General features: G+C 38.1%; 12 protein-coding genes. 4 read left to right on the top strand and 8 right to left on the bottom strand.

The window, feature by feature from the left end:
• Positions 1-107 precede the first annotated feature (107 nt).
• The 3 genes from AAGF08_RS04605 (at position 108) to AAGF08_RS04615 (ending at position 3,629) form a co-directional block, all read left to right on the top strand.
• Complete coding sequence (locus tag AAGF08_RS04605; protein WP_343509884.1) at positions 108-536, top strand: Hsp20/alpha crystallin family protein; 429 nt, start codon at positions 108-110, stop codon at positions 534-536.
• A gap of 167 nt (positions 537-703) precedes the next feature.
• Entirely contained in the window at positions 704-2,209 is a 1,506-nt protein-coding gene (locus tag AAGF08_RS04610; RefSeq protein WP_343509885.1) for a trypsin-like peptidase domain-containing protein, read from the top strand.
• Between the two features lie 130 nt (positions 2,210-2,339).
• On the top strand, positions 2,340-3,629 hold the full coding sequence (locus AAGF08_RS04615; protein ID WP_343509886.1) for a serine hydrolase domain-containing protein: 1,290 nt from the start codon (positions 2,340-2,342) through the stop codon (positions 3,627-3,629).
• Between the two features lie 37 nt (positions 3,630-3,666).
• Here the strand turns inward: AAGF08_RS04615 and AAGF08_RS04620 are convergent, their stop codons facing one another.
• From AAGF08_RS04620 to AAGF08_RS04640, 5 genes are all read right to left on the bottom strand, one after another.
• Positions 3,667-5,196 carry a SulP family inorganic anion transporter gene (locus AAGF08_RS04620; RefSeq protein ID WP_343509887.1) on the bottom strand — a complete coding sequence of 510 codons (1,530 nt, stop codon included), beginning with the start codon at positions 5,194-5,196 and terminating at the stop codon, positions 3,667-3,669.
• A 188-nt stretch (positions 5,197-5,384) separates the two neighbouring features.
• On the bottom strand, positions 5,385-8,522 hold the full coding sequence (locus AAGF08_RS04625; protein WP_343509888.1) for a glycosyl hydrolase: 3,138 nt from the start codon (positions 8,520-8,522) through the stop codon (positions 5,385-5,387).
• A 127-nt stretch (positions 8,523-8,649) separates the two neighbouring features.
• Entirely contained in the window at positions 8,650-10,029 is a 1,380-nt protein-coding gene (locus tag AAGF08_RS04630; RefSeq protein ID WP_343509889.1) for a DUF6600 domain-containing protein, read from the bottom strand.
• A 626-nt stretch (positions 10,030-10,655) separates the two neighbouring features.
• A complete protein-coding gene (locus tag AAGF08_RS04635) occupies positions 10,656-11,981 on the bottom strand; it encodes a Gfo/Idh/MocA family oxidoreductase (RefSeq protein ID WP_343509892.1) in 1,326 nt (441 codons plus the stop codon).
• 177 nt (positions 11,982-12,158) lie between these two features.
• Entirely contained in the window at positions 12,159-12,668 is a 510-nt protein-coding gene (locus AAGF08_RS04640) for a heme-binding domain-containing protein (protein WP_343509893.1), read from the bottom strand.
• Positions 12,669-12,815: 147 nt separating this feature from the next.
• On the opposite strand from AAGF08_RS04640, the gene AAGF08_RS04645 reads away from it, so the two are divergent.
• Positions 12,816-13,208, top strand: a complete 393-nt coding sequence (locus tag AAGF08_RS04645) for a hypothetical protein (protein ID WP_343509895.1) — start codon at positions 12,816-12,818, stop codon at positions 13,206-13,208.
• On the opposite strand, the gene AAGF08_RS04650 is transcribed toward AAGF08_RS04645, so the two are convergent.
• From AAGF08_RS04650 to AAGF08_RS04660, 3 genes are read right to left on the bottom strand one after another with little or no spacing between them, the layout of a single operon-like run.
• Positions 13,205-14,215 (bottom strand): Gfo/Idh/MocA family oxidoreductase, encoded by a 1,011-nt coding sequence (locus AAGF08_RS04650; RefSeq protein ID WP_343509897.1) that lies wholly within the window; start codon positions 14,213-14,215, stop codon positions 13,205-13,207. The two genes, AAGF08_RS04645 and AAGF08_RS04650, sit on opposite strands and share 4 nt — an antisense overlap.
• 33 nt (positions 14,216-14,248) lie before the next feature.
• On the bottom strand, positions 14,249-15,688 hold the full coding sequence (locus AAGF08_RS04655; protein ID WP_343509899.1) for a DUF1501 domain-containing protein: 1,440 nt from the start codon (positions 15,686-15,688) through the stop codon (positions 14,249-14,251).
• A 4-nt stretch (positions 15,689-15,692) separates the two neighbouring features.
• Positions 15,693-18,113 carry a PSD1 and planctomycete cytochrome C domain-containing protein gene (locus AAGF08_RS04660; protein ID WP_343510194.1) on the bottom strand — a complete coding sequence of 807 codons (2,421 nt, stop codon included), beginning with the start codon at positions 18,111-18,113 and terminating at the stop codon, positions 15,693-15,695.
• Positions 18,114-18,269 lie beyond the last annotated feature (156 nt).

Below are 18,269 nucleotides of genomic sequence, written 5' to 3' on the forward strand. Positions count from 1 at the left end.
GTTTAATTGTTTTTTTTATAAACAATAAGACAATATGACTCGATTTTTGAGGTGGAATGATTTTTTAAGAATTAGAATCAGATGTTTAACTCAAAATAATTATCACTATGAAACTCGTAAGATTAAACCAAGCCGAACCCTATTTTCCTAACACGTTTAGCGGAATGCTTGATAAGTTCTTTAATGAAAATATGGGTAATTCTTTGAAGCACTTTAATCCAGCAGTGGATATTTCTGAAGATGAGAATTCCTACGAAATCCAACTTTCTGTACCAGGTGTTAAAAAGAAAGATTTTAATGTTGAACTAGTTGATGGTAAATTGACCATCTCTGGTGAAAGAAAAATGGAAGAGAAAAAAGAAGGTAAAAATTACCATAGCGTTGAAACGCAATATGGTTCTTTTAGCAGATCCTTCTACGTACCGGAAGACATCAATGTGGATGATGTGAATGCTACTTATGAAGATGGTTTATTAAAAATCACACTTCCTAAAAAAGAGAAGAAGGTTGTGAAAGCCGCCATTGAAGTAAAATAATTTGAAGAGCGGGGAAACCTGCTCTTTATTTTTTTGTTTAATAAGTAAACGTCTTAAAAAGCGGTTAATTCTTGTTAATTTGGATGAATAAGCTCTTAACAAGCTTTAATTTTTGGATCGATTTTTACATCCAAACGTTGTGGAAGTAACTAAACAAAAAAAATAATATGAGCAAAAAGCAATTCTTTATCGGAATTATACTTGCCTCCCTCATCGGAGGTATTGTAGCCTTGGCAGGCGTGGGCTTTTTGATACAGCCCCAAAATGCCAGCAGCTTTGATGAGAAGCAACAAGCTAGTTTTGTAAATCTACTTTCAGGAGAAGATTTCAATATACCTGACGGTATCAACTTCGTAGCGTCAGCCGAATTAGTCACCCCAGCAGTGGTTCATATAACCAGTGAAATTTCCTATACTCAATCCCAAGGAAGAAGACAAAGAGATCCGTTACAGGAGTTTTTTGGGCTTCCTATGCCAGATGGAAGAGACCAACAAAGAGCTCCGCAAGGCATGAGTTCAGGTTCTGGAGTGATAATATCTTCTGATGGCTATATAGTAACAAATAACCACGTCGTAGAAAATGCGACTAAAGTGGATATTTCTTTGGAGAACAATAAAAGATATGTGGCTAAAGTAATAGGGACTGATCCTACTACGGATTTGGCGTTACTTAAAATCGAAGATACCAATCTTCCTTTTGTGAAATTTGGAGACTCAGATCAAACAAAAATTGGGGAGTGGGTTTTGGCAGTAGGTAATCCGTTTAATTTGAATTCCACTGTTACCGCAGGAATTATTTCAGCCAAAGCAAGAAATATCAACATTCTCAAAGATGAGAATAACATGCAAATCGAATCTTTCTTACAGACTGATGCGGTTGTAAATCCAGGTAATTCAGGAGGAGCTTTAGTCAATCTGGCTGGTGAGCTTATTGGAATTAATACAGCTATTGCTACTCAAACAGGAACCTTCAGTGGATATTCCTTCGCAGTGCCAAGTACTTTGGTGAAAAAAGTAATGGATGATTTAATGAAGTATGGTACAGTTCAAAGAGGGCTTTTGGGTGTTTCTATTCAAAGTGTAAGTCCTGAGCTTGCCGAATATCTAAATAAAGATTTTGGAGTCGATCAAGGTGTATATGTTGCCGGTGTTAATGAAAATAGTGGAGGCGAAGAAGCTGGACTTAAAGAAGGTGATGTGATTATTGGTGTTGATGGAAAAGTTACCAATAACGTTTCTAACCTTCAGGAATTGGTGGCTAGAAAAAGACCAGGTGATCAAGTTGAAGTTGAATACTTGAGAGATGGTAAAACTTACAAAACTAAGGCAACTCTGAAGAATTTTGACGGAGATACAAAAATTATTAAAAAGGAAATACCTAAAACATATGAGTTTGGAGAAATGGTATTTGAAGAACTCAAAGATCCTCTTAAAGAAAGATTAAGACTTGACGGAGGAGCCATGATTGGAATAGTTGGAGAGTCTGAGTGGAGAGAAGCGGGAGCGAGACCAGGGTTTATTATTACTTCTGTGATCAGTGACGAGGGACGAACTAGAATTAAGTCTGTTGAGCAATTGCTAGAGGTATTAAATGATAAATCAGGCGAGGATGTAGTTATTTTGGGCATGTTCCAAGATGGTACAGAATACTATTTTGAAGTTGAATTAGATTAATTGTTGATTGATTGTAGATTGAAGCAGGTCGGATTTATTTCCGGCCTGTTTTTTTTGTGTCTAAATAGAAGTTAGGGGATGTGACTTTGAATAGGTTTGCTTATTTTGAACATCAAAAGCCCATATTCTTATGAAAATAACCACTTCCTTTTTTGTTAAAGCCTTTGTTCTTGTCCTGATTTCTACGCAGGCATTTTCTCAGGTATCCAACGAAATTTCTCCAATAGGGAAACAGGCCCTTCCCGGAATCTCTCAAGATAGAATCGATCGAATTGATCAAATGCTTGATGAAACAATAAATCTCAATCAGGTTCCGGGGCTAGTAGCAATGATCGTAAAAGATGGTAAAATTGTTTACCATGAAGCTAAAGGCTTAGCAGATGTTCCTTCTAAAACTGCCATGGCTAAAAATCAGATTTTTAGAATAGCCTCTCAATCAAAAGCTATAACTTCTACCGCAGTGATGATCCTTTGGGAAGAAGGAAAGATTGGTTTGGATGATCCGATCTCCCGCTATATCCCTGAATTTGCAAATCCTCAAGTTTTGACTAGGTTTAGTTATGGTGACACAACTTATTCTACAAGACCTGCCTCGAGGGAAATTCGAATTCGTGATTTACTGACTCACACTTCAGGTTTAGGTTACGGTGTAATTGATGGAAATGAGCAGATGAAGATGATTTATCATAAAGCAGGGATAGTAGATTTATTTACAACCGAACCCGTAAAAATCAGCAACAATATTAAGAAGCTTGCAAAACTTCCCCTTCATCATGACCCAGGATCAAAATATACCTATAGTGAAGGGTTAGATGTAATGGGATATTTGATAGAAATTGTTTCAGGAATGCCTTTTGACCAATTTCTAAAAACCAGAATTTTTGACCCACTTGGCATGGATGATACAGGTTTTTATCTGAATGAAGCACAAGGTGAAAGATTAGTGACAGTGCATCGCAAGGTAAATGGATTATGGGAATCATACCCTGTCACTTTTTATGATCCAGATTATCCTAAAACTGGTGCCAAAACTTTTTTCTCCGGTGGTGCTGGGCTTTCTTCAACTGCTATGGATTATGCTAAGTTTCTTCAAATGTATTTAAATGGAGGAACCTACAATGGAGTTAAAATACTGAGTTCGACCACTATAAAAACTATTATGTCCAATCAGGTTGGGGATCTATTGGGTGATGGAGGAAAAGATTATGGCCTTGCTTTTGGGTTGGTGGATCAAAATGGAGTTGCAAAAGGAGGGCTTGGTAGTTTAGGTACCTTTGATTGGGGAGGATATTTCAATACCCAGTATTTTGCAGATCCAGTGACAAAAACCATTGGTATCCTAATGAAACAAACGCAAGGAGGAACAGGAGACCAATCTGGCTGGAAATTTAGGCAAATGGTATTTTCTGCAATAGATTAAAAAAGAAAGGGTAACGAAAAATCGTTACCCTTTCTTTTTATACTTTATCCACTGCCAGTTTATAATTCGGATCTTCGATAACATTAATATCGATCAGCTTATCCGCATTTTGAAGCAGTTTTCTACAATCAGGACTGAGGTGCTTTAGATGTATTTTTTTTCCTGCTTTTTGATAACGTTCTGTGATTTTATTTAAAGCTTCAATCGCAGACATATCCACCACTCGACTTTCTTCAAAATCAATAATAACCTCATCGGGATCATTTTGAACATCAAATTTTTCTGCAAAAGCAGTGGTAGACGCGAAAAACAGAGGCCCAAACATTTCATAATGTTTCACGCCATTTTCATCAATATACTTTCGGGCTCGGATTCTTTTGGCATTGTCCCATGCGAAAAATAATGCAGCTAAGATTACACCAACTAGTACAGCCAGTGCTAAGTTATGTAAGAAGGCAGTTACAAGTGTCACCAGAACCATTAGGAACACATCTGACTTTGGCATTCTATTCCAAGTTTTCAAACTAGCCCATTCAAAAGTTCCGATAGATACCATAATCATTAAACCTGTTAATGCCGCCATGGGAACTTGCTCGATAAGGCTTGATCCAAACATGATAAAAACCATTAGCATAACTGATGCGACGATACCGGAAAGTCTAGCTCTAGCGCCAGAGGAAATGTTGATCAAACTTTGACCGATCATTGCGCAACCACCCATTCCAGAAAACACACCGGAAAGCATATTTGCAATCCCTTGAGCCACTGCTTCTTTATTTCCACTTCCTCTCGTTTCGGTGATTTCATCAATAATGTTTAAGGTCAACAAACTTTCTATCAAGCCTACTCCTGCAACAATCGATGCATATGGAAAAATGATTTGAAGTGTTTCAAATGTCAAAGGAACAGCAGGCAAGTGGAAAGGAGGGAAGCCTCCCTTTATTGTAGCCATATCTCCGACAGTCTTGGTGTCTATATTTAGAAAAGACACAAGTCCGAAAACAACCAAAATTGCTGTCAAAGATGCAGGAACTACTTTGGTAAGTTTTGGAAGTCCCCAGATTATCAGCATAGTGAGACCGACTAGTCCTAAAAGAATGTAAAGAGTTGAGCCGGTCAACCAACTTCCAGTGACATCTTTGAATTGATCCAATTGAGACATAAATATGATGATGGCCAATCCATTTACAAAGCCAAAAATTACCGGGTGTGGAACAAGACGCATTAGCTTCCCTAATCGTAAAGTTCCCGCTGCCACCTGTATAATGCCTGCTAAAACCACAGCTGCAAATACGTATTCTACGCCATGTGTAGCTGCTAAACTTACGATTACTACCGCCACGGCACCTGTAGCACCAGAGATCATTCCAGGTCTACCCCCCAATATGGACGTTACTAAGCCCATCATAAAAGCGGCATAAAGTCCTGTCAAAGGAGAAAGTCCAGCAATAAATGCAAAAGCAACTGCTTCAGGAATCAAGGCCATTGCTACAGTTAAGCCTGAAAGAACTTCTGTTTTGTAATCAACCCTTTGGCTGAAATCAAATAGGTTCAAATATTTTTTCATGAAATAGGTTTGAAAATCTCTTTTGTGGAAAATAATTGTCAAAAGAGAATTAGGTTTTTTAAGAGAAGCGCAAAGATAGAAAAAATTGATCAAACCGAATTTTATTTGGTAATGATCCGACAAATAGAAGTGAAAAATAAAAGCTCGTAGATTATTCTCTACGAGCTTTTAAAAAAGACAACTTCAACTTATTTCACAAATAAAATACCTATTCCAGCGTCTTGAACCAATTTATTAAAAGCAGGGATTTCTGTTTTCAATAATCTGTTTCCTTCCGCTTCGAGAATTTTCCATTCTTCTTCAAGTTCTGCTCTTCTTTCTTTAGAACCCTTGTTTATTTTTGGAATAGCGCTATCTGATTGATTGATGACATACATATAGTTCGCAGTGAATTTATTCGGGAAATTTTCAACATCATCATAAGCTTTAGATTTACGTTGTATCATTGATTCGTCCCAAGCTTTCAGCTCCTTAAGTAATTTTTCACCTGCTGAATATAGCGAAGCATGGAGTTCATTCTCCTTAATCTTATCCAAGAAACTTGAAAGTTGCTTCTGATATTCCATTTCAGTATTCACCATATCATGCATTTTGGTAAGTTCCTGCTCCATTCCAAGCATGAATTCATGGTATTCCTGGTATTGGTTTTCTGCAATTTCGTATAGTGGGTTTTTCGTGATTTTACCTGTTGTTTCTGATGATCCTAAATCTGATTTTACAGAAATTTTATAATCTCCCGGAATAGCAGTATGTCCTCCATAACCAGCTTCTATATATGCCCCATCGATTCCTGGCATAGTTGGATAGCTCAGATTCCAAACAAATCTATTGATTCCTTTCTTTGTTGAAAGTGTAGGTTCCGGTGATGGTCCTCCAGCATAGGATTGAAATTCCTCGTCTTTTTTAGATGAAAAAGTGCGGACTAATTCTCCTTTAGAATCATGGATTTCCAATGTTAATTCTGTAGAATCTGTAACATTTTCCGGGAGATGATAATAAATAACCATTCCGCTCGCTGGATTGACTCCACTAAAGCTGTCCGTTCCATCAAAATTTTCAATGTTTCCATTCATTCTGCTGTACCAATTCCCCAAGATTACTTCATCAGGAGAATAAACTAGCGGCTTTTCTACTTTTGGTTGAGCATCTCTTACCAAATTCAAATCATCTAAAATCCAGAATGATCTTCCTGCTGTTGCCACAATTAAGTCACCATGAGCTTGGATTAAGTCTGTAATAGGGGTTACGGGTAGGTTTAATTGAAAAATCTCCCAACTAGCTCCTCCATCTCTTGAAAGATACATTCCTGTTTCTGTTCCGGCATAGAGCAAATCTTTTACTTTGGTGTCTTCTCTTACTACTCGGGTGAAAGCACCATAAGGAATATTCGAACTGATATTAGTCCAAGTTTTTCCATAATTGGTTGTCTTATATATTCCTGGTGTCTTATCATCAAATTTGTATCTGGTTGTAGCGATGTAGGCAGTAGCGGGATCATGAGGGGAAATTTCAATGGCATTGATAAGACATTCCTGAAGACCTTTTGGGGTTACATTTTCCCAGTTTTCTCCACCATCCTTTGTTAAATAAACGAGTCCGTCATCTGAACCAGTCCATATGTAACCAGCTTCATGGGGAGATTCTTTGACATAAGCTAGGGTGCCATAATTTTCTGCCCCAACAGCTTCATTAGTATAAGGGCCTCCACCATTTCCTTGCTTTTCATCAATATTTCTTGTCAGATCTGGAGAAATTACTTCCCAGCTAGTTCCCATATCTTTGGTTTTTAATAAATACTGAGCGCCATGATAAAATGTATTTTCCTCATGTTGTGACCAAATAATTGGAGCATTCCAATTAAAAAGGTATTTCATATCCCTAGCTTCTCTACCCAGATATTGAATCGGCTCAATCATAATGTTAGTACTTGCATTGGATTTCATGTCAAGAACTTCAATCGTACCTAGATAGCTTCCTCCTAAAACATATCGAGGGTCGTCTGGGTCAAATGCCAGAAAAGCACTTTCACCACCGGCAGAATAATTCCAATTTTCAGTTGTGATACTTCCTCTTCCCAAGGCAATGTTATTGATGACTACGGAAGTATTGTCTTGCTGTCCACCATATATTCGATAAGGGAATTGATTGTCAACATTCACTCGGTAAAATTGTGCTGTTGGCATATTTTCTTGTGTAGACCAAGTTTTTGCCCCATTAAAAGAAATAGCGGCTCCTCCGTCATCCGCAAGAACCATATTTTTAGAATTTCTTGGGTTGATCCATAAATCATGGTAATCTCCATGGGCACGGGGTAAATTCTCCCAAGTCTTCCCGCCATCAATAGAACGAAGGGCTGGAGCACTCATCACATAGACTGTATGCTCGTCATTCGGGTCAGCAAAAACTTCGATATAATACCAAGCTCTTTGAACTAGACGGTTATCCCCGCTGACCATAGACCAGCTTTCACCTGCATTATTTGAAACAAATAGTCCTCCTTTATCTTGATTCGTATCGGATTCAATTAGGGCATATACTTTATTCGAGTTGGCTCTTGAAACTGAAATAGCCATTTTCCCCTTTTCTTCCGGTAGGCCTTTGTGGATCTTTTTCCACGTCTTTCCCGCATCAACTGATTTATATAAACCACTACCTGGGCCTCCGCTAATTACCTTCCAAGGTACTCTTTGATGTTCCCACATAGCAGCATATAAAATCTCAGGATAATTCATATCCATAGATAATTCAGCTGCTCCTGTTTTTTCATCAACAAATAAAACTAGCTCCCAAGATTCTCCACCGTCTGTAGTTTTGTAGATTCCTCGTTCAGCATTAGGTGCATGTAAGGCGCCTTGTGCTGCTACATATACTATGTCTGGATTTGTTGGGTGAATTTGAATCCTTGAAATATGCTGAGTCTTTTTCAGCCCAAGTTTTGTCCAAGTTTTACCTGCATCTGTTGATTTATAGACACCGTCACCATGAGAAGTCATGACACCTCGTGGCGCATGCTCTCCCATGCCTACGTAGACGATATTAGGATTGCTTTCCGACACCGCAATTGCTCCGACTGAAGATGTTGTAAAATAACCATCGGAAATATTCTCCCACTGTTGACCAGCATCTGTGGTTTTCCAAACTCCTCCTCCAGTGTTCCCCATATAGTAAGTTAAAGGATCATTAACTACTCCCGTGGCAGTGACAGATCTGCCACCTCGGAATGGGCCAATGTTTCGATATTTAATAGGTAAGTCGATTTTCTCCATTTCTTGAGCAAAAGAGAAAAATCCTGCAAAAATAAGGATGAAAGTAATGAAGATTTTCATAATGGGTTAGGTGGTTGAAATTCCAAATTACTTAAAAAGAATCATTTCAGCTAGTTGGTAATTCGAACAAAAAAATCAGTATAGCCATAAGCTATACTGATTAAAATAGTTGGTTTGTTTTATATGACTAGTTATTTCCTCTTGATCTAGAACTACTTATTTTCACAGTTGAAGCGGAAGAAGATGTTTTTGAGGTGCTAGTTCTGCTATTTACTTTTGGAGCAGATCTAGAAGACCTGCTTTGATTTGTACCTGAAGATCTCACCGTAGGGCTTGATTTTCTACTTTGAGGAGGTCTAGAAACCCGCTCAGGAGATTTTCTAACCGCAGGTGAAGATTGAGTTCTAGATCGATAAGTTTGTGGTTTAGCTTGTTTTGTTCTGTTATTAGGTTGAGAAACTCTTCCCTTATATTCTCGAGTCGAACTTCTTGAAGGAGAAGTTTGAGTACTGGATCGAGATGGCTGATTCCTGGAACTTTGAGTTCTTGTGCTTGGACTTGCAGTTCTAGACCTTCCTTGTTCATAGGGTTTAGCTTCAAATTGTTTGTTCCTAGTAGAAGGTGAAGCACTTCTAGATCCATTATTTGATCTGCTTGGAGCAGTGGTTGTGCTTCTTCCGTTCGACCTCATAGTAGAATTGGTAGAACTTCTGGCATTCCTAGATGGTGAATCAGAATAAGTGTTTCTAGCTTGTGTTCTGTTGTTTCTAACTTGATCAGCAGTTGCAACTCTACTCGGTCTAGCATCAACAGTTCTTCCTCGTGAAGCGCTCAAATCTGGTCTATATAATTCCACACCATTTCTAGATACTGAAGCTCTTCCAGGCGCTTTACTTCCTCGGATGGAATAAACAGGAACAGTCTGTCGAGTAACTCTTTCAATTTCTCTTCTGTTAGGACCAGCCACATATCTGTTATTGTTGTGAACAACTGTGTTGTTGATTATAGTCGTGTTATTGTAGATTTTAATTTTTGTCTTACGCGGGGCATAATAATTATAGGCATAAGGATGGTAAATTCTTCTATTTGGTAAGAATACCCAGTGAAAGCTAGGTACATTGATTCTTAAACTGATTGATAGATTTGGTCCCATAGGTGCCCAACCATAATAACCTCCTCCGGTTCTCCAATTAACCCAAGCAGGACCCCATGTATAATCTGGTATCCAAGCCCAACTTTGATAATAATCATCAAAATACCATCGTCCATAATGGAAAGGAGCCCATCCCCAATCATAATAAGAGACCCAAGTGTTTCCATATTCGGTCATTACCCAATGTCCATTTGAGCCATATGGATGAAAATCATTTCCGACTGCAGGTAACCATATATAACCGTAACTAGCGTCCTTAACCCAATCTCCATAAGGCATCAATTCATCATAGAATACTTGAAAAGAAATCCCATAAGGAGTTTCAGCAAAAGATTGCTTTGGAACAAATAAGCTGAAGGAAAGCAGGATCAATAAAGTACCCGCTAATCCTAATTTTGATATTTTCTGTTTCATCGCTTTGTGGTTTAGTTTGTTAAAATGCTGTTACAGGTTTAATGGCTTTAAAGGGTCTGTTAATTTTTAGTTTGCTCTTGTTAGATAGATGCATTTTCTTTTAAAAAGGATGCATGCATACTAAAACCAAAATCATTCCAAAATTCAATCTTTTGTAAAATAAATTTACTTTAGATTCAAATACGGAATAAAATAACAATAAGTTTAATCTTATTTATTGATGTTTAATAAATATTAATGTTAAAAAGAGGTAACTTAAATAAAAAATTTAATTAATAGAATATAGGGAATTAGATATTTTTATTTAAATAGGAGGGGTATGAGTAGATACTTTAATGGAAGTATTCAGTTTTATAACTGAAAAAAAGAAGAATCATTACTTGAATCTTAAAAAAAATAAAATAAAAAAAGCCATAAATTTTTTTGCTTTATAGCCTTAGCTACTTCAAAAACCCTTTAGAGAAGGGGGAGGAGTTCCCGACTCGGTTTTGCTGGATCTAAGCTATCATAGAAGCAAAATGAGAAGCAATAATGCCAAACCAAGATTTTTCATAGGATTTGATGGATTATTGGCCAGATCTGACCAATGGTCTTTGTTTCCGATAAAAGAAAAAGAAGCAACATGGTTAGGAAATTATTTTCGGTAAGATCCAAGGAGCTCTATAGTTGGGCCAAATCAATTCATTGGCAGCTCTATTTCCGGTAAATTCTCTTTTTGCTTCATCCCAAATTAATTCTTCTGCTCCAATCCTTGCTGCGATATTTGGAATATGAGCGTGCAAAGCAGCAAGTCGCCCAGCCTCTGGTGGGCAAATAGGTTGATTTCGGGTTTTAATGCACCCTACAAAATTAGCCACATGTAGATTGTGACTTTCTTTCATTCCTTCCAGTTTTTTAGATTCAATTTTTGGAGCTTTTGCTTCTTGATCCCATTCTGGATAGATTTCATAGCCTCCACGATTCACCACGAGCGTACCTTTTTCGCCTACATATCCAATTCCGTAAGGCTTGCCGTAGGGTCCGGTTTGTAGCCCACCATTCATATCATAATTAATAAGGAAGTCATTCTTAGGATAGAGTACATTCATAGTATCGAAGGTGTCCCGATCCCGATTTTCTTTGTTGACATTGGCTGCGTAAGTAAGGACTTTAGAAGGGACTGCTGGATTTTCTTCCACCCAGATCGCCATATCCAAGAGATGAACACCCCAGTCGGACATCAACCCCCCTCCATAATCCCAAAAATGTCTCCAACTTCCGTGAAATCGATTTGGGTTAAAGCCTCTGGAAGGTGCGGGTCCCAGCCAGAAATCATAATCCACACCCTCAGGTATTGGAGTTGTAGGTTGGATCAAGTTGCCAAGCCCGTAATTGAAATTTGACCAGATATTTACCTTTCTGATTTTACCCAGGTAGCCACTTTTCACTAAATTCCGAGCTTCGATAAAAGCTTGCCCAGAGCGTTGCTGCTGTCCCACTTGCATGATTCGATTGTACTTGTTTTTTGCATTTACCATCAGATCACATTCTCCTATGGTGTTTGCCATAGGCTTTTCTACATAGACATCCTTTCCGGCCTGGCAAGCGGCTACTGCGATCAGGCAATGCCAGTGATCGGGAGTTCCAATAATTACTGCGTCCACATCATTTCGTTCCAGTAAGGTTCTATAGTCGGTGTAGCGCTTTGGTTTTTTCCCTGTGGCTGTCTCTACTTCTGCGATTCTTCGATCGAGTACATTTTGGTCGATATCACAAAGGGCCACACAGTCCACTTCGGGCATTGCGATGTGATAGCGAAGAATTCCAAATCCCATATTGTTACAACCAATAAGTGCTACCCGTACCTGGTCACTTGCAGCTATGCCTTGCTTGGCCTGGATTAGAGAAGGTGATAACCAAAGTCCACCAGCTACGATTCCAGTGGATTTGATAAAGGATCGACGGTCATTCATGAGTTTTGGTTTTGGTTTTGGGAATGAATCTAGAATTAAAATACGGTAAATTGAGACGAATAAGAAAAATGGAGTGTTAAAAGACTTTTTTTATCATTTTCCAGTGTAAATGTTGACGCCTCCTAAAAAAAAAGCCATAAACTTTCGCTTATGGCTTAAACATTTTTTCAAATCTCTTTATTCTGATGGGGAAGGAGTTCTTCGTCTCATTATCAAACTATCTGCCGGATAGGTAGCTTTTAGCATAGCCATTTGTTCCTTAGCCCAATCAATTAGAATCTCTCTTTCTTCATCCGTAATATTTGCTTCAGCGTGTAAACCAAAATAGGTATAGGATGGCAGAGGCATTTCTTTTTCTTCTACCATTTCTATCGTTTCCTCCAATTTATGATTTTGATAGGCAAGTGGACGATTAATAAATTCAGAAAAATTTAAATGGCCTTTTCCATCAGTAACATGGTTATTTAAAAATAAACCAATCGGCTCTACATTGCTGTACCAAGGATATCTGGTTAGATTGGTATGACAGTCATTGCAGGCGTTTTTAAGAATCATATTGACATTATCAGGAATGTTGTATGATTTTGAAATATGATACGTATTGTCGTCGCTTAGATTTTTTTCATATGGAATAAATTGAATCGCAACAAGAAGAACTAAAATGGCGATGGAGATTTTCTTAATCATAGAGCTGGTTTTTTTAGATTAACAATTCGATATTAAATAATTTCGGCTTTATAATTTTTTAAATTGCTAAAAACTATTTGTCTTGTTTGACTGTATTTTTTCGACTTGGTTTAATTCTTGACTTTAATTAAAAGTAAATAAACGGATATGCTTTTAGTTTTTACTTCGGAGGAATTAGAGAAAATCTTAAGAAACTTTTCTCCCAAATCTATCAACGTAGAATTTCTTGGTAGAAATCAACTCAAATTAAAAAAATCAGGAGTGAGTATCTCTCTATTTTTAAATAAAGTTGAGCCTAGAAAGATTTCTTTCATTTATAAAATGGGATCTGTGGTTAATTTTTTGGTAGATAAATTCGTGAATTTGGATAAACCAGGAATAATCTTGGATAAAGAGTCCAAACAGTTGGATGTCGATTTAGACCAATTAATTCAAGATGAAAAGCTGAAAGGATTTTATATCCGGCAATTAATTTTTGATACTGAGAAAATGATTGTTGATTTTGATCTAAAAGAGAGTGGAGAGATTCGAAAGACCTAAACTTTATCTATTCTCTTTTTGGTCAACTCTTCCATAACACAATTAGTACGTGCACCTGATTCACCTGTGCTAGGACAAATTCCTGTTCCCAGTAAATCCTCTACTATGGATTTTATCAAAGGTTCTTGAATGTGTTTAGGTAGGTCAAACTGGAATAGTTCTTTATTTTTTCCGTCTACTTCAAAGGAAAATTCTCCCTTGCCAAATGTTTCAAATCGAATGACTCCTTTACTTCCATAAATTACTACTTCATCAATTTCTGAATTTTCTGAACTTGTAAAACACCAGTTGCCTGTTCCCATGACCCCACTTTCAAAAACAAAACTTCCAACAACGATATCTTCAGCTTCATAAGCATTGCCTTGATTCGAACAAAACCCACTTGCCTGAGTGATTTTCCCAAAAAAGAAATCCAATAGATCCAATTGATGTGAAGCTAAATCGAAAAAGTAACCCCCACCAGCAATTTCCGGATTGATTCTCCAATTATTCTCTAGGTTAGCAACAATAGTGGGCTTTAAAGGTTGTTTCAAATTTATGTGAACGGACCTGATCTCTCCCAAAACACCTTGATCCATTAATTCTTTAATTCTTAAGAAATGTGGGAGAGTTCTTCGATAATAGGCTACATATAGAGGAACTCCTGATTCCTCACAAGTTTGAATCATTTTCTGACATTCTTCAAAAGTCCTGGCCATTGGTTTTTCAACATAAACAGGTTTGCCAGCTACTGCAGCAAGGTTTGTCAACTCTAAATGAGCATTTGGAGGTGTGGCGATGTAAATGGCATTGACCTCTGGATCATCGATTAGTTGCTGAGCATCAGTATACCATTTGGAAACGCCATGCCTCTTTGCATAATCAATAACTTTTTCCTCATCACGTCTCATGACAGCCACTAGTTTGCTGTTTGGGATTATTTTCATGGCTGGCGCAGACTTAACTTCACAGACATTTCCAACACCGAGGATTCCCCAACGGACTTCAGTATCTTTGATTTTTTTCATGATTTGATTTAAAAATAAATGGCTTAACCAAGCCTATGCTTTTGGATTTTTATTTAATAGCCCAAATTCAACTTTCCCATGTCCATCAGGAGTGGTGTAAAATGGTCTTCGCTCAATCTCATAATTCGTATCAGGAGCAATGCCCAAAGCATGGTAGATCGTTTGATGAATACTATTAATTTTTATCGGATTTTCTATGCTTTTGCATGGACGCTCATCTGCGGTCTTTCCGAAAACATGTCCTCGCTTGATTCCTCCTCCAAAAAGTAACATGGAGCAACCGTCTGTGAAATGTCTATGCATTCCATAGTTTTTCATATCCTCAATTATATCTGGAACCTCGACCTGATCCTTCACCTTAAGTCCGGGCCGTCCCTCGGTAAGCATATCTCTGCTAAACTCACTTGCCACGATTACCAAAGTCCGCTCTAATTTTCCACTTTCATCCAAATCAGTAATTAGCTGGGCAATCGGTGAATCGATCATTTTTTTCATGTCCTTTAGCCTTGTATGACCATTGTCATGTGTATCCCAACCAAAAAACGGTTCGTATTCCGTCGTTACTGTAATGTATCGGGCACCTTGGTCAACTAGCCTTTTGGCAAGAAGGCAGCCAAGCCCAAATTTGCTTGTATTGTATTTATCGTAACTTTTTTGAGGTTCTAGGCTTAAATCGAATGCTTTAGCCTCTGGCGAATTCAGAAGAATATAGGCTTGTTCCATCGATCGTTTAAGCGACTCTTTTTGATAGTCGCTCCCGAATTCGCCCATCGGGCCAGCTGATATCAGATCCTCGTAAAGTTTATTTCTCGATTCAAACCGTTTACTGGACATCCCTATAGGTGGACGAACACTTTCTAATCCAGCAGTAGGATCCGGAATCAAAAATGGACCATGCTCGCTGCCTAGAAAACCTGCACTGTGAAAAGCTTTTAATTCTTCACCTTCACCAACTGTAAATCGTTGTCCTATATTAATAAAGGAAGGAATAACAGGATTTAATGGACCCTTTTCTTTAGAAATCCAGGATCCTAAATGAGGTACTACAACGGATTGAGGGGGTTCATAGCAGGTATGGAAGTGGTATTGATGACGAGTATGTAGGATATGACCTAAGTCTGCAGCAATATAGGATCTGATTAAAGTTCCTTTATCCATAATCTTTGCGATGGATTCTAGGCCTTCGGAAAAATTGATTCCGTCCAGAGAAGTTGGAATACTTGGGAAAGTACTAAGCACTTCTTTGGACTCCATTCCTTTTCGAAAAGGAGTATATTTCTTAGGATCGAAAGTTTCAGTGTGTGCCATTCCACCTGCCATGAAAAGTAATATCACAGAATCGGCAGTAGATTGTATTCCAGGACTTTCACATGAGCTTAATAAACTAGCAAAAGGAGCTCCAGCTGCCATCGTTGCGATGGCTGCACTACTGGTTCTCTTCAAAAATTCTCTTCTGTTAAATCCTTTTTTCATGACATTAATAAATGAGTTGAAATTCTGGAAGTAAAAGAACTGCCCAAATAAAATCCTGTATTTGCTCTTCCTCTGGTACTTCACCCATGGCCGCTTTTGCAACAGCAACTTCCTTCTCTAAAGGTTTTCGATTTAATGCTTTCAGATAGAGCGCTTCCGTTAATTTTTCGGTAGTCTGATAATTTGATTTCCAATTTTTGGCTCCGCTCCTAAGAGCTGAATCTAACTTAGTCCCGTTGGTGAGCTCTAATGCCTGTAATAAACTCGCTTGGGAGTCCCTGCTTGTTGATACAATTTCGCGGTTTGGTCTTCCTAATGCAGTGAGAAAACTATTGTTTGCAACTAATGATGCTCTTGCAAAATCTAGTTTGGTTCCTTTTTCAGGATTCAATTCCTCCGGATTATATCTTAAATCTTCTTTTTTAAAAATTGGGTATACAAACTGGCTGACTGCATCGGAGAATTGCTCGGCGGTTAACCTTTTTCTTACGGCCCCTGAAAATTTATAATCATCTGCTAATATCAAATCTGGTGAATTATAGCTAATTGATTGCGCTTGATAAATTTTGGAAGTACCTATCAGATAAATCAAGTTTTTAAGATCATAACTACTATCTACGAATTCGGTTGCTAACCAGTCCAATAAATCTTGACTCCAAGGCTCATTATCCATTTCATCAACCGGTTCTACTAAACCTCTCCCCATCATCTGTTTCCAAATCCTATTCACAATAGTCCGATACATCCTTCCATTGGCAGGTTGCACTAGGTTTTCGGCCAATTGTTTTAGTTTTTCGGATCGACCTGCAGCAGAGTCAATATCACCCAGTTCCTCCCAAAGGATTCTTGTATCGGCCATTTTTCCAGTTGGTTGCTCGCATCGGCTGATTTCAAGGGTTGAGTCTGCAAAGATATTTGCAAATGCATAGGACTCTTCTAGCTTCCAGTCGCTGATAAAACTATCATGACAGGAGGCACATTTCAAATTCAAACCTAAAATTACTTGACCGACATTTTGAGCAGCCTGCATTTCAGTTCGCTGACTTGCATTTACAGTGCCCCTCCATCGAATTCCTTCTATAAATCCCTTAGACTTTTCTGTTGGGTTCAGGAGTTCTTTTACAAATTCGTTATAGGGCTTATTACTTTCCAGAGATTTGTATAACCAATCGGTAATATTATATCTTCCATTTGTGATATAGCCAGTTCCGGTGTAGTCATTTCGTAATGCATCATTCCAGAAAGTCAGCCAATGTATCGCATAGTCTCTGTCTCTATTCAGTAAATTCTGTAACCAAATTTCTCTTTTATTTTCTCTAGAGTCCTTGTAAAATTCCTCCAATTCTTCAGGCGATGGGATTAATCCGATTACATCTAAATAGATTCTTCTCAGGTAAGTTCGGTCGTCTACAGGATCACTCCATTGCAGGTTATTTTTCTCAAAATAATCATCAACCCAAATATCGATAGGATTGGAGAGACCATTTGTCGAAGGAGGTAAAACAGGCTTTCTTGGAGCCAGTTCAGCTACTCTATAAATGCTCTGCTGAGGAGCATTGTCCGGCCAAGGAGCACCCTTTTCTATCCAAAGTGATAATAATTCCTTTTCCTGATCGCTTAATAGCTCGCCTTTGGAAGGCATTACATCTTTATGCCCCTTTCTGAGATTTATCCTCCTGATTATTTCGCTTTGTTTTGGATTGCCAGGGACTATTACTTCTCCATTTTCTCCGCCAGCGAAAGCATATTCTTTTTCATCAAGTCTTAATTCCCCTTCAATCTTCGCACCACTATGACATTTATAGCAATTATGGGCAAATACCATTCTTACTTCACCAATCAACTTCATCTCCCTTTCAGGGTTTAGTTCAGTTTGGTAAACTGCTAAGTTTATTGGAGTTTTTTCAATGGAACTTTCTTCTTGATTCCAGGGTAAAGTTTCAGTAAGGAAATCTTCTCCGTGAGTTAAAGATCCTCCAAAATGCCCGGCGGCAGATACAGCGATTGCCGTAACAAAAAGTATGGATCTAAAGAGTAGTATTCTGGTTTTATCTCCAGGCTGCTTGCCAACCCTAACTAAAAAGAAAAGAAGGATGATACTTAGGACCGCTGTTCCAATACCGATTTGTTGGTGAAGATCTAGTATAGCCCCAGTGGTTCCTTCGGAATTTGCTAGTTGATATCCAAAGATTGCTGAGATGATTGCGCTAATTCCACCAGCTATTATTAAAATGGAAATGGCGGGGCGAAATTTAGATTCAAATTTCCGAAGTGAAAGTAATTCAAGGGCTGCTCCAAAAATCAAAAGTGCGATGGGAAAATGCACAATCATGGGATGTAGCCGACCAAAGAATTCCCAAAGCCAAAAGCTTCCTATTTCTTCTGCTATTTGATTTTGCCCTAAAACAGGAGTTATCAGGACCATACTGAGTATGGACAAGAAAGAAATCGATCTTTTAATAAGCTGCTTTGAAATCATCTTGGTTTAAAACTTACCAAAAAATAAGGGATTTAATAAAGTTAGCTATCCTGAATTGCCATTCTTTTTATAAATGGAGTAAAGAAATTTATTTTAAGTATA

The sequence above is a fragment of the Algoriphagus sp. SE2 genome (assembly GCF_039563885.1).
In the GTDB taxonomy this organism is placed as follows: Bacteria; Bacteroidota; Bacteroidia; order Cytophagales; family Cyclobacteriaceae; genus Algoriphagus.

Excerpts from the sequence above, each read along its gene's own strand:
- AAGF08_RS04625 (WP_343509888.1), bottom strand. The coding sequence starts at position 8,522 with ATGAAAATCTTCATTACTTTCATCCTTATTTTTGCAGGATTTTTCTCT.
- AAGF08_RS04610 (WP_343509885.1), top strand. The coding sequence starts at position 704 with ATGAGCAAAAAGCAATTCTTTATCGGAATTATACTTGCCTCCCTCATC.
- AAGF08_RS04655 (WP_343509899.1), bottom strand. The coding sequence starts at position 15,688 with ATGAAAAAAGGATTTAACAGAAGAGAATTTTTGAAGAGAACCAGTAGT.
- AAGF08_RS04660 (WP_343510194.1), bottom strand. The coding sequence starts at position 18,113 with ATGGTCCTGATAACTCCTGTTTTAGGGCAAAATCAAATAGCAGAAGAA.
- AAGF08_RS04615 (WP_343509886.1), top strand. The coding sequence starts at position 2,340 with ATGAAAATAACCACTTCCTTTTTTGTTAAAGCCTTTGTTCTTGTCCTG.
- AAGF08_RS04640 (WP_343509893.1), bottom strand. The coding sequence starts at position 12,668 with ATGATTAAGAAAATCTCCATCGCCATTTTAGTTCTTCTTGTTGCGATT.
- AAGF08_RS04635 (WP_343509892.1), bottom strand. The coding sequence starts at position 11,981 with ATGAATGACCGTCGATCCTTTATCAAATCCACTGGAATCGTAGCTGGT.
- AAGF08_RS04620 (WP_343509887.1), bottom strand. The coding sequence starts at position 5,196 with ATGAAAAAATATTTGAACCTATTTGATTTCAGCCAAAGGGTTGATTAC.
- AAGF08_RS04650 (WP_343509897.1), bottom strand. The coding sequence starts at position 14,215 with ATGAAAAAAATCAAAGATACTGAAGTCCGTTGGGGAATCCTCGGTGTT.
- AAGF08_RS04605 (WP_343509884.1), top strand. The coding sequence starts at position 108 with ATGAAACTCGTAAGATTAAACCAAGCCGAACCCTATTTTCCTAACACG.
- AAGF08_RS04645 (WP_343509895.1), top strand. The coding sequence starts at position 12,816 with ATGCTTTTAGTTTTTACTTCGGAGGAATTAGAGAAAATCTTAAGAAAC.
- AAGF08_RS04630 (WP_343509889.1), bottom strand. The coding sequence starts at position 10,029 with ATGAAACAGAAAATATCAAAATTAGGATTAGCGGGTACTTTATTGATC.